Source organism: Enterococcus sp. AZ163 (assembly GCF_050498925.1).
Lineage (GTDB): Bacteria > Bacillota > Bacilli > Lactobacillales > Enterococcaceae > Enterococcus_A > Enterococcus_A ferrettii.
In genome coordinates, this window is record NZ_JBIPAO010000001.1 from 2,538,814 (window position 1) to 2,556,419 (window position 17,606).

General features: G+C 37.5%; 17 protein-coding genes. All 17 read left to right on the forward strand.

What is annotated here, in order from left to right; translation table 11 throughout:
• Nucleotides 1-11 precede the first annotated feature (11 nt).
• The 17 genes from ligA to IGI46_RS12165 all read left to right on the forward strand — a co-directional run bounded on the left by ligA (nt 12) and on the right by IGI46_RS12165 (nt 17,603).
• Nucleotides 12-2,042: an NAD-dependent DNA ligase LigA gene (gene ligA, locus IGI46_RS12085; RefSeq protein WP_429963361.1), complete on the forward strand. Its 2,031-nt coding sequence runs from the start codon at nt 12-14 to the stop codon at nt 2,040-2,042.
• 190 nt (nt 2,043-2,232) lie between these two features.
• Nucleotides 2,233-2,538, forward strand: a complete 306-nt coding sequence (gene gatC / locus IGI46_RS12090; RefSeq protein WP_207703299.1) for an Asp-tRNA(Asn)/Glu-tRNA(Gln) amidotransferase subunit GatC — start codon at nt 2,233-2,235, stop codon at nt 2,536-2,538.
• Complete coding sequence (gatA, locus tag IGI46_RS12095; RefSeq protein WP_429963362.1) at nt 2,538-4,007, forward strand: Asp-tRNA(Asn)/Glu-tRNA(Gln) amidotransferase subunit GatA; 1,470 nt, start codon at nt 2,538-2,540, stop codon at nt 4,005-4,007. Before gatC ends, gatA begins: the two co-directional genes overlap by 1 nt.
• Nucleotides 4,007-5,437: an Asp-tRNA(Asn)/Glu-tRNA(Gln) amidotransferase subunit GatB gene (gene gatB / locus IGI46_RS12100; protein WP_429963363.1), complete on the forward strand. Its 1,431-nt coding sequence runs from the start codon at nt 4,007-4,009 to the stop codon at nt 5,435-5,437. Before gatA ends, gatB begins: the two co-directional genes overlap by 1 nt.
• Nucleotides 5,438-5,450: 13 nt before the next feature.
• Nucleotides 5,451-6,458 (forward strand): diacylglycerol kinase, encoded by a 1,008-nt coding sequence (locus IGI46_RS12105; RefSeq protein ID WP_207703302.1) that lies wholly within the window; start codon nt 5,451-5,453, stop codon nt 6,456-6,458.
• Between the two features lie 121 nt (nt 6,459-6,579).
• Nucleotides 6,580-7,944: a 23S rRNA (uracil(1939)-C(5))-methyltransferase RlmD gene (gene rlmD / locus IGI46_RS12110; RefSeq protein ID WP_429973510.1), complete on the forward strand. Its 1,365-nt coding sequence runs from the start codon at nt 6,580-6,582 to the stop codon at nt 7,942-7,944.
• A gap of 3 nt (nt 7,945-7,947) precedes the next feature.
• Complete coding sequence (locus IGI46_RS12115) at nt 7,948-8,079, forward strand: hypothetical protein (RefSeq protein WP_278253114.1); 132 nt, start codon at nt 7,948-7,950, stop codon at nt 8,077-8,079.
• 782 nt (nt 8,080-8,861) lie between these two features.
• Nucleotides 8,862-9,281 (forward strand): hypothetical protein, encoded by a 420-nt coding sequence (locus IGI46_RS12120; protein ID WP_429963365.1) that lies wholly within the window; start codon nt 8,862-8,864, stop codon nt 9,279-9,281.
• A 47-nt stretch (nt 9,282-9,328) separates the two neighbouring features.
• Nucleotides 9,329-9,997 carry a 2,3-bisphosphoglycerate-dependent phosphoglycerate mutase gene (locus tag IGI46_RS12125; protein ID WP_429963366.1) on the forward strand — a complete coding sequence of 223 codons (669 nt, stop codon included), beginning with the start codon at nt 9,329-9,331 and terminating at the stop codon, nt 9,995-9,997.
• A gap of 34 nt (nt 9,998-10,031) precedes the next feature.
• The gene (locus tag IGI46_RS12130) at nt 10,032-10,646 is read left to right on the forward strand and encodes an HAD-IA family hydrolase (RefSeq protein WP_429963367.1); all 615 of its coding nucleotides are present in this window, start codon (nt 10,032-10,034) and stop codon (nt 10,644-10,646) included.
• Nucleotides 10,647-10,678: 32 nt separating this feature from the next.
• Nucleotides 10,679-11,065, forward strand: a complete 387-nt coding sequence (locus IGI46_RS12135) for a DUF1149 family protein (RefSeq protein ID WP_429963368.1) — start codon at nt 10,679-10,681, stop codon at nt 11,063-11,065.
• Between the two features lie 205 nt (nt 11,066-11,270).
• Nucleotides 11,271-12,662 (forward strand): L-cystine transporter, encoded by a 1,392-nt coding sequence (locus IGI46_RS12140; RefSeq protein WP_207703307.1) that lies wholly within the window; start codon nt 11,271-11,273, stop codon nt 12,660-12,662.
• 69 nt (nt 12,663-12,731) lie between these two features.
• Nucleotides 12,732-13,103, forward strand: coding sequence for a VOC family protein (locus IGI46_RS12145; protein WP_429963369.1), 372 nt, complete (start codon nt 12,732-12,734; stop codon nt 13,101-13,103).
• 35 nt (nt 13,104-13,138) lie between these two features.
• Complete coding sequence (locus tag IGI46_RS12150) at nt 13,139-13,870, forward strand: metallophosphoesterase family protein (protein WP_429963370.1); 732 nt, start codon at nt 13,139-13,141, stop codon at nt 13,868-13,870.
• A 111-nt stretch (nt 13,871-13,981) separates the two neighbouring features.
• The gene (locus IGI46_RS12155; RefSeq protein WP_429963371.1) at nt 13,982-14,887 is read left to right on the forward strand and encodes a DMT family transporter; all 906 of its coding nucleotides are present in this window, start codon (nt 13,982-13,984) and stop codon (nt 14,885-14,887) included.
• An 87-nt stretch (nt 14,888-14,974) separates the two neighbouring features.
• Nucleotides 14,975-17,155 (forward strand): Tex family protein, encoded by a 2,181-nt coding sequence (locus IGI46_RS12160; RefSeq protein WP_429973511.1) that lies wholly within the window; start codon nt 14,975-14,977, stop codon nt 17,153-17,155.
• Complete coding sequence (locus tag IGI46_RS12165; protein ID WP_429963373.1) at nt 17,148-17,603, forward strand: SprT family protein; 456 nt, start codon at nt 17,148-17,150, stop codon at nt 17,601-17,603. The genes IGI46_RS12160 and IGI46_RS12165 overlap by 8 nt, the downstream gene beginning before the upstream one ends.
• The last annotated feature ends 3 nt before the right edge of the window (nt 17,604-17,606 follow it).

Genomic DNA, 17,606 nt, shown 5'->3' on the forward strand with positions numbered 1-17,606 from the left:
GAGGAGACGGAGTGGAACAACTTACTTTCCAAAAAGCACAACAGCGAGCAGAGGCGTTACGCACCGAGTTGAATAAATACGCTTATCAATATTACGTCAAGGATCAGCCTTCTGTTGAAGATTATGTGTACGATAAAAAATACCAAGAACTAGTGAATTTAGAAACAGACTATCCTAATTTGATCACTGCGGATTCACCAACTCAGCGAGTGGGTGGGAAAGTACTGGAAGGCTTTGTAAAAGTCATTCATGACACACCGTTGTATAGTTTGAATGATGTGTTTAATAAAGATGAGTTGATTGCTTTTGATGAACGTGTAAAAAAAACAGTCGGACATTCCGTTTCTTATTGTTGTGAGTTAAAAATAGATGGGCTATCGATTTCTCTAAAATATGAAAATGGTCTGTTTGTTCAAGGAGCAACTCGCGGGGATGGAAGTATCGGCGAAAACATTACAGAAAACCTAAAAACTGTTAAGTCAATTCCGTTACGATTAACTGAACCGTTATCTGTTGAAGTGCGCGGGGAATGCTATATGCCAAAAGAATCCTTTGTTAAATTAAATGAGCGTCGTGAAGAAGAAGGAAAAGAAGTATTCGCTAATCCGCGTAATGCTGCAGCTGGCAGCTTGAGACAGCTAGATTCAAAAGTTACTGCTCATCGCAATCTGAGTACATTTTTGTACACTCTGGCTGATTTTGGTCCGTTAGAAGCGACTACTCAAGATCAGGCTCTAAGTGAACTAGCAAGATTAGGTTTCCGGACAAATGATGAACGGAAACTGTGTGACACGATTGACGAGGTTTGGGAGTATATTGAAGCATTCCATGAAAAAAGAAACCAACTTTCTTATGAAATTGATGGTATTGTCGTCAAGGTGAATGATTTTGATTTGCAAGATCAATTAGGTTTTACAGTTAAGGCACCCCGATGGGCAGCTGCTTACAAGTTTCCCCCTGAAGAAGCCGAGACAATTATTGAAGGTATCGAATGGACCGTTGGGCGCACGGGTGTAATTACACCCACAGCTATTATGAATCCAGTACGTTTAGCAGGAACAACTGTTAGTCGAGCTAGCTTACATAATAGTGATTATATTGAGAAAAAAGATATACGTTTGAATGATACTGTTTTAGTTTATAAGGCAGGAGACATTATTCCAGAAGTAGCGCAAGTGATTATGGAAAAACGTCCAAGTAATAGTACACCTTATGAAGTTCCCACTCACTGTCCGATTTGCGATAGTGAACTGGTTCATTTAGATGAAGAAGTTGCTTTAAGGTGTATTAATCCGAAATGCCCTGCTCAAATCAAAGAAGGATTGAATCATTTCGTGTCCCGCAATGCTATGAATATTGACGGACTAGGACCAAGTGTACTCGCTCAAATGTATGACAAACATTTAGTTAGTGATGTTGCTGATTTATATGCTTTGGAAAAAGAGCAATTGTTAACCTTGGATAAAATTAAAGATAAATCTGCCAAAAATATTTTACAAGCAATTAATGTTAGTCGGGAGAATTCTGTAGAGCGACTTATTTTTGGTCTAGGAATTCGCCATGTAGGCTCTAAGGCGGCTCGTATATTGGCTGAACATTTTGGTAGTCTTCACGACTTAAGCCAAGCAACAAAAGAAGAGATTATTGAATTGAATACGATGGGTGAAACAATTGCAGATAGTGTCGTTACCTACTTTGAAAACGATGAAGTTCATGATCTGATGAAGGAATTAGCCGATCGCGGAGTTAATCTTATCTATAAGGGCTTACGAACCAGCCAGTTGGAAGAAGTTGAATCCCCATTTAAAGGTAAAACAATAGTATTAACTGGTAAATTGCTAGATTATACCCGCGAAGATGCGAAAGAAAAGATTGAAAATCTAGGTGGAAAGGTCACAGGAAGTGTATCTAAAAAGACAGATATCGTAGTTGCTGGAGAAGATGCTGGAAGTAAATTGACCAAAGCTCAATCTTTAGGAATTGATGTTTGGGATGAAACACAAATGATTCAGGCAATCGAAACTAGCTATTTGGATGAGTAATAAAGACAAAAGAGCAGTTGACGAGTTTCATAAAAAACGAGTATTATAAAAAAGCATATGTCTCTGAGGAAATAAGCAAAAGAAAAATCAGCTCTTGAGCTGAAAAATTTCTGGAAAAAGCGTGTAATCTGAAAGAGATATGATAAAATGATGAAAATTGGCGGAATCGTCGATAGAAAGTAGGGATAATATGGCAATCAATGAAGAACAAGTCAAGCATGTTGCGAAACTTGCGAAACTTTCTTTTTCTGATGACGAATTGACTGGTTTTACCGATCAACTTGGTAAAATCATCGATATGGTTGAACAATTAAGTGAAGCAGATACAGAAGGAGTACCATTTACCTCTAATGTAATTGACACTGTGAATGTAATGCGTGAAGATGTAGCAACCGAGGGTTGGTCACGGGATGAACTAATGAAGAATGTCCCTGAAAGCGAAGACGGCTTCATCAAAGTTCCTGCAATTATTGATAACGGAGAGGCGGGTGCATAATGGAAAGATTATACGATAAAACAATTGAAGAATTACACAGCCTGCTTGTTTCTAAAGAAATCACAGCAACTGATTTAGCTCAAGATACTTTTAAACGCATCAATGAAACAGAAGAACAAGTAGAAGCCTTTATTACTTTAAATGAAGAAAATGCTATGACTGCTGCTAAATCGACCGATGAAAAAGGAATTACTGAATCTAATAGTTTAGCTGGTATTCCAATCGGGATTAAAGACAATATTGTAACAAAGGGCTTGTTAACAACGGCAGCTTCAAAAATATTGTCAAACTTTAGTCCAATTTATGATGCCACTGTTATGGAAAAGGTTTATAGCTCTGACATGATTACTGTTGGCAAACTAAATATGGATGAATTTGCTATGGGGGGTTCAACAGAAACCTCTTACTTTAAGAAGACGAAAAATGCTTGGGATCATACGAAAGTTCCTGGTGGTTCTTCTGGCGGTTCAGCTGCGGCTGTTGCTGCTGGTCAAGTACCAGTTTCTTTAGGTAGTGATACAGGTGGGAGTATTCGTCAACCAGCAGCCTTTAACGGGGTAGTTGGAATGAAACCAACTTATGGACGTATTTCACGTTTTGGTTTAATTGCTTTTGCTTCTTCATTAGATCAAATTGGTCCGTTTACACGTACTGTAAAGGATAATGCGTTAGCGTTAAGTGCGATTAGTGGTTACGATGAAAAAGATGGCACTTCTGCAGGTGTTGAAGTACCTGATTTTACCGCTGGTTTAACTGGCGATATTAAAGGGATGAAAATTGCTTTGCCAAAAGAGTATCTAGGTGAAGGCGTAAATGCAGGAGTCAAAGAAGCTATTTTGAAAGCTGTAGATACCTTTAAAGCATTAGGTGCGACAGTAGAAGAAGTAAGTTTGCCACATTCAAAATATGGTGTACAAGTCTACTACATTATCGCTTCATCTGAAGCAAGTTCTAACTTGCAGCGATTTGACGGTATTCGTTATGGTTTCCGTTCTGAAGACGTACAAAGCCTAGAAGATGTGTATGTTAATACTCGTACAGAAGGCTTTGGCGAGGAAGTAAAACGTCGGATCATGCTAGGAACTTTCTCTTTATCTGCTGGGTATTATGATGCTTATTTCAAAAAAGCAGGACAAGTTCGTACATTAATTATGGAAGACTTCCAAAAAGTTTTTGCAAATTACGATTTAATTATTGGGCCAACCTCGCCAACAGTTGCTTATGGTATCGGTGAAAATATTAACGATCCAATTACAATGTATCAAAGCGATATTTTAACAATTCCAGTAAACTTAGCTGGGTTACCTGGAATGTCAATACCTGCTGGACTATCTGGTGGTTTACCAGTAGGATTGCAACTGATTGGTAATCATTTTGATGAATCAACCATGTATAAAGCAGCTTATGCTTTTGAGCAAGCAACCGATCATCACAAGCTAAAACCAGTGATTTTAGGGGGGAGCAAGTAATGAACTTAGAAACCGTCATCGGACTTGAGGTCCATGTAGAACTGAAAACTAATTCTAAAATCTTTTCGCCTGCGCCAGTAAATTTTGGAGCTGATCCAAACACGAATACAAACATTATCGACTGGGGTTACCCAGGAGTTCTGCCTGTAATGAATAAAGCAGCTATAGAATTTGGTATGAAAGCAGCCTTAGCATTGAACTGCCAAGTTTCAAAAAATATGCATTTTGATCGTAAAAATTATTTCTATCCAGATAATCCAAAAGCTTATCAAATTTCTCAATTTGATGAACCCATCGGCCATGATGGACATATTGAAATTGACGTAAACGGCAAAAAGAAAACGATCCGTATTGAACGGGTCCATTTAGAAGAAGACGCTGGTAAAAATATGCACGGTATCGGCGGCTATTCTTATGTTGATTTGAACCGTCAAGGAACACCATTAATCGAGATTGTTTCTGAAGCAGATATGCGTTCTCCTGACGAAGCTTATGCTTATTTAGAGGCCCTACGTTCAATTATTCAATTTACTGATGTTAGTGATGTTAAGCTGGAAGAAGGTTCAATGCGTTGTGACGCCAATATTTCTTTGCGACCTTATGGTCAAGAAGAGTTTGGTACTAAGACGGAATTGAAAAATTTGAACTCAATGAGTTTTGTACGTAAGGGTTTAGTTTACGAAGTACAACGACAAACGAAAGTGCTTCTTTCTGGTGGTGCCATTCAACAAGAAACGCGTCGTTATGATGAATCTACAAATAAGACTATTTTAATGCGGGTTAAGGAAGGATCAAGTGATTATCGTTACTTCCCAGAACCAGATATCCCTCGTTTTATTATTGATGATGAATGGATTGAAAAAGTTCGAACAGAATTACCAGAATTGCCTGCTTCAAGAAGAGAACGCTATGTGAATGAATTAGGTTTACCTGAGTATGATTCAATGGTCTTAACATTAACTCGTGAGATGTCTGATTTCTTTGAAGAAACTTTAAAAGCAGGTGCTGATGCTAAACAAGCATCTAATTGGTTGATGGGTGAAGTTTCTGCTTATTTAAACAGTGAAAAGCTGGACTTGGCGGAAACTAAATTAACACCATTGAACTTGGCGGGTATGATCAAATTAATTAACGACGGTACAATCAGTTCTAAGATAGCTAAAAAAGTCTTCCGCGAATTAATTGAAAGTGGCGGGGACGCTAAAGAAGTTGTTGAGGCAAAAGGTTTGGTTCAACTATCTGATCCTGCCCAGTTGCTGCCAATGATTAATGAGGTTCTGGATAATAACCAGCAGTCAGTTGATGATTTCAAAAATGGTAAGGACCGTGCTGTTGGTTTCTTGGTTGGTCAAATTATGAAAGCTACTAAAGGCAAAGCAAATCCTGGAGTAGTTAATCAATTATTGCAAGAGGAATTAGCGAAACGCTAGAAGGAGTCCTATTGTGAAAAAAGCACGATTAATCTACAATCCGGTATCTGGCAAAGAAATCATGCGTAACAACCTAGCAGATATTTTGGATGCAATCGAAAAGGCTGGCTTCGAAACAAGCGCTTTTGCGACTACGCCAGAACCAGATTGTGCTAAAAATGAGGCAAAGCGAGCAGCCGAAGCTGGTTTTGATCTGATTATAGCTGCAGGTGGCGATGGTACGATTAATGAAGTAGTAAATGGAATTGCTCCTTTAGAAAATCGACCTAAAATGGCGATCATTCCTGCTGGAACCACTAATGATTATGCTAGGGCTTTAAAAATACCAAGAAGTAATGTTAAAGCAGCTGCTGAAGTAATTCAAAAGCATCAAACAGTCAAAATGGATATTGGTAAAGCACGCGAGACATATTTTATTAACATCGCGGCTGGTGGCTATTTAACTGAACTGACTTATGATGTTCCTTCTGAATTGAAAAGTATTTTCGGTTATTTAGCTTACCTTGCTAAGGGAGCAGAAATGCTTCCTAGAATTAAACCGATAAAAATGCGTTTAAAATATGAAGGTGGGGAATACGAAGGCGATGCGTCTATGTTCTTTCTCGGCTTAACGAATTCAATTGGCGGTTTTGAGACCATTGCACCCGATGCAATGTTGGATGATGGGAAATTCTCTCTAATTGTTGTAAAAACTGCTAACTTGTTTGAAATTGTTCGTTTAATTACTTTAGTATTGAATGGTGGCAAACATGTAAATGACCCGAAAGTATTGTACGTTAAAACTAATTTTCTCGAAGCTTCCACTTTGGATGGCAATAAGCGGATGATGATTAATTTAGATGGCGAATATGGTGGAGATGCGCCTATGCGATTTGAGAATTTACATCAGCATATTGAGTTTTACGCGAACACTGATGAAATATCAGATGATGCTATTAAAGGAATTGAATTAGAAGAAAAAGAAGCCGGTGAAGAACTTGTCAAGGAGTATAAGAAGTTAGAAGAGCAAGAGGAACAATAATTATTGATAAAGGTATTTCTGCTTTTATAGTGGAAATACCTTTTTAATTTGTCGCTAGAACTGTTGCTTTTTCACCTTTTATTCATTAAACTAAGCAAAGCACTTCCTTAAGGAGGAAATAATGAAAACTATTGAAAAAAATCAAACTTACAATGTTACTATCGACGATCTAACCCATGAGGGACTGGGTGTTGCTCATATTGAAAGATTTCCAATTTTTATTGAGAATGCTCTACCAGATGAAGATGTAGAAATTCTAATTGTAAAAACAGGTAAAAAGTTTGCTTACGGAAAAGTATTACAACGATCAACTGAAAGTACTAACCGTACACCTGTTAAGGACATGGATTTATTAAGAAGCGGAATTGCTCCTCTTAGTCATATGAAATATGATTATCAGTTGGACTTCAAGGAAGAACAAGTAAAACGTGTAATGAATAAAATTGCTCATATGCCGGATGTCCCTGTACTTCCAACTATTGGAATGGCTGAGCCTTATGCTTACCGCAACAAAGCACAAATCCCAGTTAGAAAGTTAAATGATGAATTAGCTACCGGTTTTTACCGGAAAAATTCTCATGAGTTATTACCAATTGAAGATTATTTCATTCAAGACCCTGAAATCGACAAAGCAATTCTTGTTGTAAGAGATATTCTGCAACGTTTCAAAATCAAACCTTATAATGAAGAAGAAAATACTGGTTTTTTACGGCATATTATCATCCGACGCGGACATTATTCCCATGAAATGATGGTAATATTAGTTACTAGGACTGTAAAATTTTTCCAAGGAAGTCGGATTGCTGAAGCGATTCAGTCTGAATTGCCGGAAACTGTTTCAGTGATACAAAATGTAAATAGCGAAAAGACAAATGTGATTATGGGTAAAGAAGACATCTTATTAGCTGGAAAAGAAACCATTGAAGACCAATTGTTTGGCAGAACTTATCGTATTTCGCCACAATCATTTTATCAAGTAAATACTGAACAAGCTGAAAAGCTATACCGAACAGCGATTGATTTCGCTCAATTGAAACCCGAAGATGTTGTCATTGATGCTTATTGCGGTATCGGAACAATTGGCTTATCTTTTGCTGAACAAGTAAAACATGTCTATGGAGTCGAAGTTGTACCTCAAGCGATTGAAGACGCTCAATATAACGCTCAAGTAAATGGGCTTGAGAATGTGACCTACCAAATTGGTAAAGCAGAGAAGGTAATGAAGCAATGGGAACAATTAGGAATTAAGCCTGATGTAATCTTTGTTGATCCACCTAGAAAAGGATTAGCTGAAGAATTTATTCAAGCTTCTGCTGAGTTGAATCCAGATCGAATTGTTTATATTTCATGTAACCCAGCAACTTTAGCTCGTGACTTAGAGCGTTTTGGCGAACTTGGTTATCAAGCAGAAAAAGTTCAACCAGTCGATTTATTCCCACAAACTTATCATATCGAAGCAGTTGTGTTGTTAACGAAGGCGGTGTAAAAAATGAATACGAAAGAAAAGATGATGGAATTAATTAAGAAAAAACAGGCCGGTGGTGGAAGATCTAAAAAGATGGAGTCACCCAAAAATGATCGGAAAAACATGCGAAAAGGACCAAAGATTTACAATAAGTAATTATTGGCAAAGAAAATTCTCGCTTGAACTCATTTCGTGATCACAATACTCTTTTTGACAAAAGAAGTGACTTAATGGGATGAAGCATTGTTCAAGTGGAAATAGTTGAAACTACTGATAAAACTAAAAGTAGGAGTTTTATCATGACTATTCCTACAACAAAATCTATACACATCGAAATGATATGCAAAATTGTTTATCTAAAAGTTGTTATTAATAATCCTAACATCGCTGTGGAGCATATACGATCTATAATGACTTTATAAATGATCCAAGAGATTTCGAAGAGAATATTGATCTTTATCATTACCCGATTAATCATGATAAGTTGATAATTGGAAAATTTTGTTCGATACTATGTGGTGCAAAATTTTTATTCAATAGTGAAAATCACAGCCAATCCTCTCTCTACTTACACTTTCCCTTTGTTTTTGAAGAGTGAAATGACCAATGACTGGGATAACAAAGGCAACATAGTTATCGGAAATGATGTCTGGATTTGGCTATGAGGCTAACCTCGTAGCTGGTGTTACCATTGAAGATGGAGCTGTAATTAGGGCAAGGGCATTATGGTTACTAAGAACGTGCCTGCCTACATAGTTGTTGGGGAAGTGCCAACAAAAATGATCAAACAGCGATTTCCAGAGAATATAATTTCTAACCTTTTAGATAATTAATGATGGAATTGGCCAAAGAATAAAATAAATGCTTATCTATCAGCAACACAGAGTGGTGATATTTTCTCACTGGAAAAAGCTTTAAAGAATTAGTATCAAAGGAGAATGAAATTGCAAGGAATTTGGATGCAACGTTTACTCAAGCTTTATCAGAAATATGTGCAGTTTATGCAGGGACGTTATGGTAGATTTGATTTTTTAAATAAAACATTGCTGATTATTGGATTAATCATATCCTTGTTTAATCGCTGGATTCCTTACTCTATTGGAAATTTGCTAACTTTGTTCATACTATCTATTATTTTCTATCGTTTCTTCTCTAAACGTATTTATCCAAGAAGTAATGAAAACCAAAAATATCTGCGGATGGTAGAAAAAATCAAACAAAGAGATTTTAGTATTGATCGGTCCTATCGCCAATTTAAATGCCCTTCTTGCAAGCAAAAGATGCGTGCTCCAAGTGGGAGGGGCAAGATAAAAGTTACCTGTAAAAAGTGTCATACACAATTTATCAAGAAGGTCTAGTATACCAAACTAGGCCTTTTCTGATATTCTATTCAAGAGGTGATCGGATGAAGCTAATTTTAATTAGACATGGTGAAAGTGAGGCTAACTTTGCTAACTACTGGACTGGCTGGTTGGACGTTGATTTGACTGATAAAGGCAGTCAACAGGCTCGTGAAGCAGGAAAGCGAATTAAAAATTCTGGCTTAATGATTGATTGTGCTTTTGAATCAGTTTTAAAACGATCAATCAAAACAGCAGAATTAGTGTTGGAGGAAGCTAAAGCCATTTTTGTTCCTGAAGTAAAATCATGGCGATTAAATGAACGTCATTATGGTGATCTAATTGGGAAGAATAAAGATGAAATGGCCGAGAGATTTGGTAAGGATCAGATAAAAAAGTGGCGTCGAGATTTTAACGAAGTACCACCGTTAATTAAGAAAAATCAATTGGATCGAAGATATAAAAATTTAGACCCACGCTTAATTCCTCGAGGAGAGAGTTTGAGTATGACCTCAAAAAGAGTTCTACCTCTGTGGCAAGACCAAGTTGTTCCTAGATTAAAAAATGGAGAGACTGTTCTAGTTTGTGGCCATGGTAATAGCTTGAGAGCACTAATTCAATATTTAGAGGGAATTCCTGAAAATTGTGTAGATGAGATTCAAGTACCCAATGCGACTCCAATCTTATACTCTTTTGATTCAAATTTTACAATTAAGAATAAAACGGAACTATAAAATTATTATGTAAAGCATAGAAAGAGACGAATAGATGAAGAATTTTATTTGGGATTTTGACGGTACACTTTATGATACTTATCCGGTAATGATGGATGCCTTGATGCAAGCTTTACAAGATTTCAAAGTAAAGGCTGAACGCCATCAAGTTTACGAAATGATCAAAGCAGAATCGATTCGCTATTTGATTGAACAGCAAAACTTACCTGAAGACTCATTTAACCGAGTCTTTCATCAGTATGAGAACCAAATTTTGAAGGATTCATTTCCCTTTAGTGATGCCAAGCAAACTTTGGAAAACTTGAAGTTAAGAGGTGGCCGGCATTTTATTGTAACTCATCGTACGGTGGATGCAACTTGGAAGCTCTTAAAACGAGATTTTTTGGATAGTTTAATTGAGGATATTATTGGCAGTGATTCAGGTTATCCAAGAAAACCTGATCCGAGCTCTTTGAATGCGCTAATCAAAAACTATGGATTGGACCGTAAAGAAACTATCATGATTGGTGACCGAAAATTAGATATTGAAGCAGGAGAAAATGCGCAAATTGCAACATGCTTTTACAACCGAGACCCTCTCGATACAAAGGTAAATGCGACTTATACAATTACACATCTAAAAGAAATATCCTCTCTTTTTCACCAGTAGACTATGTTATAATTTTAAGGGGGGGGTGCGATATGGAAATAATACGTGATCAAGAGCTTGTTGAAGCCTTTAATTATGGGTTGCCACCAAGGGATCAGGAGGTTAAGCAGAAAATACAGATTAACTTCAGTCCCTTAGAGTCAACCGATCAAAATTATCCGAAAGAAAACAGTATTATGGGTGTTCGTTTTGAGTTTGTTTTACCTTTTGATGCGTTTATTGTCAGTGGGACCGTGTCACAAGTGAACCACGTAATCAATCGACAAATCAGAAACCAATCTGACATGAATGAGGCGGAGGCGAATGAAATGGTGAAGCCGCTCTTCCGGCTAGTGGAGCGCATGATCTATGAAATGACTGAAATTACCTTGGATCAACCAGGAATTAAAATTAATTTTGCTTCGCCAACTGCTCAATAGAACTTTTCCATTGCGGAAGTTTCTTTTTTTGTAAGCTTTTTGAAAGGACAGAATGCTGGATGTAGGTTATAATGATACAGTCACTAAAAATTTCAAGAGTCGCGCACTTATTTTTTAGGGTGGGATATTGAAGAATATTCCCCGGGAACCTTTACTTCCTTTGACAGACTTGTCATTCTAATATGTTTTTTTAAGGAGGAATACAATGACAACTCTGCTCACTGTATTAGTGGTTGCGATCTTTGTTGCCATGCTTGTAGGCTTCTATCAAATGCAAAGAAAACATGTGAAGTTTTCAACACGTGTTTTTACAGGTTTAGGACTAGGAATCGTATTCGGTGGTCTTTTACAATTGCTTTTGGGAAATGGAAGCACGGTTATTACTCAAGCCATGGATTGGATCGGAATCGTTGGTAATGGTTATGTTTCATTATTACAAATGTTGGTCATGCCATTGGTATTTATTTCGATTGTTGGTGCCTTTACTAAAATGAAGTCCAGCAGTAAACTAGGCAAAATTAGTGCAAATGTCCTATTTGTATTATTAGCTACTACAGCTATTGCTGCATTAATTGGCATTGCAGCTGTGATAATCTTCGGATTAGATGGTGCAACTTTTACTAGAGGTGCTGCTGAATCTGCTCGTATCAGCGAATTAGCTGAACGACAAGAAATGGTACAGAATTTTTCAATTCCGCAACAAATTTTAGCATTTATTCCAACCAATGTATTTGCTGATTTTGCTGGAACTCGACCAACAAGTACTATTGGCGTAGTAATTTTCGCAGCTTTTGTTGGAGTAGCCTATCTTGGTATTAAAAGAAAAGCACCCAAAGAGGCTGAATTTTTTGCCAATTTGATTGACAGCCTGTACAAAGTAATCATGCGTATTGTTACTTTAGTATTGCGTTTAACTCCTTACGGGGTGTTAGCGTTAATGACTAATGTATTAGCAACAAGTGACTTTGAGGCAATCCTCAACTTAGGCAAATTTATCGTAGCTTCTTATGCTGCTTTAATTGCTGTGTTATTGGTTCACTCATTAATCTTAATTTTAGTCAAAGTAAGTCCGGTGAACTTTTTCAAAAAAGCTTTTCCTGCTTTAAGTTTTGCATTTACATCACGTTCAAGCGCAGGAACATTGCCAATGAATATTGAAACTCAAACAAAGGCTTTAGGAGTTGATGAAGCGACTGCAAATTTTGCAGGAAGTTTTGGAATTTCTATTGGTCAAAATGGATGTGCTGGTGTGTATCCAGCCATGTTGGCGACAATTGTTGCCCCAACAGTTGGTGTAAATGTCTTTGATTTACAATTCATCATTATGCTGGTAGCTATTGTTACGATTAGTTCATTTGGTGTAGCTGGTGTCGGTGGTGGAGCGACCTTTGCTTCATTAATCGTATTAGGTGCTATGAATTTGCCGGTAGCGATTGTTGGTTTAGTTATATCAGTTGAGCCATTAATTGATATGGCTCGTACTGCTGTCAATGTAAGCGGCAGTATGGTAGCTGGTGTGGTAACCAGTGAACGCATACATGAATTGGATCGGGAGATTTTACAGGATAAAGATGCTTCAATTGAAGTAAATTCATAAAAGAATTCGAAGGCTTGGCTAGCGCGACCAAGCCTTTTTTGGTACACTTTTCCAGAGGTGATGAATAAAATGTTTAATAATCGGTTGAAGATCATTCTATATGCTCAAGATGTAAAAAAATCGAATGAGTTTTGGCAATCGTTAGGCTTTTTTCAAATTAGTTTGGATGAAATAGATGGGTCATTTGTGGCTGAATTGGCCGTTAGTGAAACCAGTGAAACTCACTTAGTGATTTATGATCGTCAGTTTGTTGAGACCAATTCTGGTGAAACGGTGGAGCCATCTCCTGCCTTGATTTTTAGTAGTGATGACGTGTTGAAATTGTATAAAAAATTGAAAGGAGAAAATGTTCAAGTAGGTGAGATTGCTCAAATTGGTGAAGAATATGTTTTCAACTTTGTTGATTTGGATGGCAATTATTTTGTTGTGTCTGGTCAGTAGATACTGACGTTTTCTGTAAGAAAGAGATGAGAAAGATGGACCAGGTTTTTGTTATTGGGGATGTTCATGGGGAATATGATTTATTTGTAAAAATGCTGGAGTTTTTTGAGCCGCAAACACAGCAATTGGTTCTAATTGGTGATTTAAATGATCGAGGAGCAAAAAGTAAAGACTGTTGGTTGTTGGGGAAACAGTTGGTGGAGAAATATCAGGCAGTTTATCTTAAAGGAAACCATGAAGAGTATTTTCTTCAGTTTCTAAAAAATCCTGAAGACTGGTTTGAGAGTTATCTTTATAATGGTGGAAAAGAGACAATTGAAAGCTTGCTTCATGCTGGGGCAACAGAAGAATATTCTCCAACTGAAATAGCAATGTTTATCAGAAGTCGATATAAAGACCTGGTTGAGTTTCTAGGTCACCGTCCTTTCTATTTTGAATGGAAGCAGTATGTGTTTGTACACGCAGGAATTGATTTGGCAAAAAGCAATTGGCGAAACACTGATTTACATGATTTTTTGTGGATTCGCGAACCTTTTCATACAGGCAAAAATCAAACAGGCAAAGTGATTGTTTTTGGGCACACTATTACACCTATGTTGTACGGGGATATGCAAACTACCGCACTTTGGCAGTCAGATAATAAAATTGGCGTTGATGGAGGCGCAGTTTTTGGCGGCTCACTCCATGGAGTGCTTTTTAATAATAGTGGAATTATAGAGGACCATGAGTTACCGAATTTGAAGGGCCCATGGAAGCCAAATTTTTAAATAATTAGTAGGTCTGACATTTAGGTGTCAGATTTTTTTGTAAAAAACCTAGTGATTCTGATACTTTTGTGGCATAGTTAAGAATTGAATAAGGGTGAGAGAAGGAATGAGATGGAAAATAATGTAAAGGGTCATTTAGCTGCAATTGTTACAGTTATCATTTGGGCATCAACCTTCATTTCGACTAAGGTATTGCTGTCTTCATTTTTACCGATTGAAATCCTGTTTATTCGTTTTTTGTTAGGCTTAGTCGTTCTTTTAATAGTTTCACCTAAGCTTTTGCCATTTTCTAGTTGGAGGCAAGAAGGATATTTTGCCTTAGCGGGTATCTTTGGTGTTTTTCTTTATTACTATTTAGAGAATGTCGCTTTAACCTATACTTTAGCTATGAATGTAGGAATTATTGGTTCAATCAGTCCTTTTGTTACAGCATTGCTTAGCCGATTTTTGTTAAAAGAAGGCAAATTGAAGCCTCTATTTATTTTAGGCTTTTTCTGTTCGATTATTGGGATTTGTTTTATCAGTTTGACTGGTACTCTTAACGTAAACCCAATTGGAGACGGCTTGGCGTTCATTGCAACTTTTTTCTGGGCGGGCTACTCGTTGGTGATTAAAAAAATTGGACAGTTTGGTTATTCAACGATTGCAATAACTCAACGTATTTTCATTTATGGATTATTACTTATGACGCCAGTGTTTTTATACTCAATCGATGGCTTTGATTGGGCGCGTTTTGCTGATATAAAAAATATGGGGAATTTACTATTTTTAGGTGTTGGGGCTTCTGCTTTGTGCTTTGTAACCTGGAATTTTTCAGTAAGGCAGTTAGGGGCAGTTCGAGCGGCCATCTATATTTATTCGATTCCAATGTTAACTACGTTAGCATCTGTTATTTTGTTAGGGGAACAGTTAACTATTAAAGCAGGAATTGGAATACTATTGACGTTGTCTGGCCTATTTTTATCAGAATGGCCGAACATAGCTGCTCAGCGGCGAATGAAGGTAAAGTCTCGTTAATAAGTGAAAGTAATGATAATCTGCTGCTAGAAGTTCAACAAATGCTATCGTTATGGTAAAATAGATAAGATTTTGTAGAAACGAGGAATGGTCATGAGCATCAATCAAGAAATCGTCCAATTATTAAATAAAGAGTTAACAGTATATCGCCCGCAGCAGACTAAAATTGTTTTAGAATTGTTAGATGAAGGAAATACCGTTCCGTTTATCGCCCGTTACCGGAAAGAACGGACTGGCAGTTTGGACGAAGTTCAAATTCGCGAAATCGAGGAACGCTATCATTATCTTGAAGGCTTAGAGAAGCGAAAACAAGAAGTTTTACGTTTAATTGAAGAACAGGGTAAGCTAACTGAAGAATTGTCTCAGTCCATCCAAGCTGCTGTTAAAATGCAGAAAGTTGAGGATCTTTACCGCCCTTACAAGCAAAAACGACGTACAAAGGCTACTATTGCCAAGGAGAACGGTTTAGAACCGTTGGCTCAGTACTTAATGAGTTTTCCAACAAGTGGGGATGTTTATGCTGAAGCTGCGTCTTACGTGAATGATGAAATAGACACTCCTGATGAAGCATTGCAAGGCGCTCATGAAATCCTGGCTGAGCATGTAAGTGATCACCCAGATTATCGAACATGGATTCGTGACTATACTAAGAATTATGGTTTATATCAAAGTAAAGTAAAAGATGCTGACAAGGATGACAAAGAAGTTTATGAAATGTATTACGACTTCACAGAACCAATTAAAAAAATGGTTTCTCATCGTGTCTTAGCTTCAAATCGCGGTGAAAAAGAAGAGGTTTTAAAAGTAGACATCGTCGTGGACGAAGAAAAAGTTTTCAGTTATCTTGAACGAAAGTTAATTGAAAATAGTCAGTCAATTACGGTAGAATTTGTTCGTGAAGCATATAAAGACAGTTATAAACGCTTCATTGGACCTGCGATTGAGCGAGAAATTCGTAATGAATTAACCGAGCAAGCAGATGAACAAGCAATCGCTATTTTTGGTGAAAATCTGCGTAATTTATTATTGCAGTCACCATTAAAAGGAAAAATAGTATTAGGTTTTGATCCCGCTTACCGCACAGGATGTAAATTGGCTGTTGTTGATGAAACCGGAAAAGTACTGGCAATTGAAGTAATTTATCCACATAAACCTGCTTCTCAAGTAAAACGCCAAGCGGCGGGTCCAGCATTACGGGCATTGATTGAAAAGCATCACGTTGAGATGGTTGCAATCGGTAATGGTACTGCCAGCCGAGAATCAGAACTATTTGTTGCCGAACAATTAAAGCAAGTGAAAGATGAAGTTTTTTACGTAATCGTTAATGAAGCTGGAGCCTCAGTTTATTCAGCAAGTACAATTGCTCGAACTGAGTTTCCTGATTTACAAGTTGAAGAGCGCAGTGCCGTCAGCATTGCTCGACGTTTACAGGATCCTTTGGCTGAATTAGTTAAAATTGATCCCAAAGCCGTAGGTGTAGGGCAGTATCAACATGATGTTTCACAAAAGCGTCTTTCTGAACAACTTGATTTTGTGGTAGAAACTGCAGTAAACCAAGTTGGTGTTAATGTAAATACAGCTAGTCCACAATTGTTGCAATACGTTTCTGGACTTAACAAAACTACTGCACAAAATATTGTAACTTATCGTGATGAGAACGGCGGCTTCATTGCTCGCCCGCAGTTGAAAAAGGTGCCCCGTCTAGGTCCAAAAGCTTATGAACAGGCAGTTGGTTTTCTGCGTATTCCAAACGGAAAAAATGTATTGGATAATACTTCCATTCACCCAGAAAGTTATGATAGTGCGAAAGAAATCTTAATACAAGCTGGTGTTTCTTTAAAAGACCTAGGTACCGAAGAGGCAGTTAAGAAACTAAAAAACTTGAATGTTAATCAATTGGCTCAGAGCTTGGGAACTGGTAAAGAGACAATTCAAGATATTTTACAATCTTTGTTACAACCTGGTCGCGACATGCGTGATGAGATGCCTGCGCCATTGCTTCGCCAAGATGTTTTAAGTATGGAAGACTTGAAATCAGGAATGGAGCTGCAGGGGACAATCCGAAATGTTATCGACTTTGGAGCTTTTGTGGATATTGGTGTGAAACAAGACGGTTTAGTTCACATTTCTAAGTTAAGCCAAAAGTTTGTGAAGCATCCAACTGATGTAGTTTCAGTTGGGGATGTTGTTACCGTTTGGGTAGAAGCGGTGGATTTAAAGAAAGCTCGAATCAGCTTGACGATGATTCCGATATCAGCTAATGACTAAAGAGGAATTACAACTGTTAGTAGAAAAGGTTTCGCTGGAATCTTTCCAGCAACCTTTTTTACATCAAGCCAGCTTCAATCGCCGTTTGAAAACGACTGGCGGCCGTTATCACTTAAATAGTCATAATTTGGACTTTAACCCATTGATCTTTGAACGTTATGGAATAGAGGAACTTATAAATGTGATTAAGCATGAGCTCTGTCATTACCATCTTCATTTAACTGGAAGAGGCTATCAGCATAAAGATCAAGATTTCAAACAATTGCTCAAACAAACTGGCGGATCTCGTTACGCACCACCATTGGCAAGCGTAGCAATTCAGTTGTATCGTTGTCAAAGTTGTGGAAAAAGTGTTCAAAGACGCCGGAAAATTGATACTAAACGTTATGTTTGCGGCAATTGTCATGGGAAATTAGTTTTTGTAAATACTGTAAAAGCTTCTTCTTAGACT

Excerpts from the sequence above, each read along its gene's own strand:
- gatC (WP_207703299.1), top strand. The coding sequence starts at position 2,233 with ATGGCAATCAATGAAGAACAAGTCAAGCATGTTGCGAAACTTGCGAAA.
- gatA (WP_429963362.1), top strand. The coding sequence starts at position 2,538 with ATGGAAAGATTATACGATAAAACAATTGAAGAATTACACAGCCTGCTT.
- gatB (WP_429963363.1), top strand. The coding sequence starts at position 4,007 with ATGAACTTAGAAACCGTCATCGGACTTGAGGTCCATGTAGAACTGAAA.
- rlmD (WP_429973510.1), top strand. The coding sequence starts at position 6,580 with ATGAAAACTATTGAAAAAAATCAAACTTACAATGTTACTATCGACGAT.
- IGI46_RS12115 (WP_278253114.1), top strand. The coding sequence starts at position 7,948 with ATGAATACGAAAGAAAAGATGATGGAATTAATTAAGAAAAAACAGGCC.
- IGI46_RS12120 (WP_429963365.1), top strand. The coding sequence starts at position 8,862 with ATGAAATTGCAAGGAATTTGGATGCAACGTTTACTCAAGCTTTATCAG.
- IGI46_RS12125 (WP_429963366.1), top strand. The coding sequence starts at position 9,329 with ATGAAGCTAATTTTAATTAGACATGGTGAAAGTGAGGCTAACTTTGCT.
- IGI46_RS12130 (WP_429963367.1), top strand. The coding sequence starts at position 10,032 with ATGAAGAATTTTATTTGGGATTTTGACGGTACACTTTATGATACTTAT.
- IGI46_RS12135 (WP_429963368.1), top strand. The coding sequence starts at position 10,679 with ATGGAAATAATACGTGATCAAGAGCTTGTTGAAGCCTTTAATTATGGG.
- IGI46_RS12140 (WP_207703307.1), top strand. The coding sequence starts at position 11,271 with ATGACAACTCTGCTCACTGTATTAGTGGTTGCGATCTTTGTTGCCATG.
- IGI46_RS12145 (WP_429963369.1), top strand. The coding sequence starts at position 12,732 with ATGTTTAATAATCGGTTGAAGATCATTCTATATGCTCAAGATGTAAAA.
- IGI46_RS12150 (WP_429963370.1), top strand. The coding sequence starts at position 13,139 with ATGGACCAGGTTTTTGTTATTGGGGATGTTCATGGGGAATATGATTTA.
- IGI46_RS12155 (WP_429963371.1), top strand. The coding sequence starts at position 13,982 with ATGGAAAATAATGTAAAGGGTCATTTAGCTGCAATTGTTACAGTTATC.
- IGI46_RS12160 (WP_429973511.1), top strand. The coding sequence starts at position 14,975 with ATGGTCATGAGCATCAATCAAGAAATCGTCCAATTATTAAATAAAGAG.
- IGI46_RS12165 (WP_429963373.1), top strand. The coding sequence starts at position 17,148 with ATGACTAAAGAGGAATTACAACTGTTAGTAGAAAAGGTTTCGCTGGAA.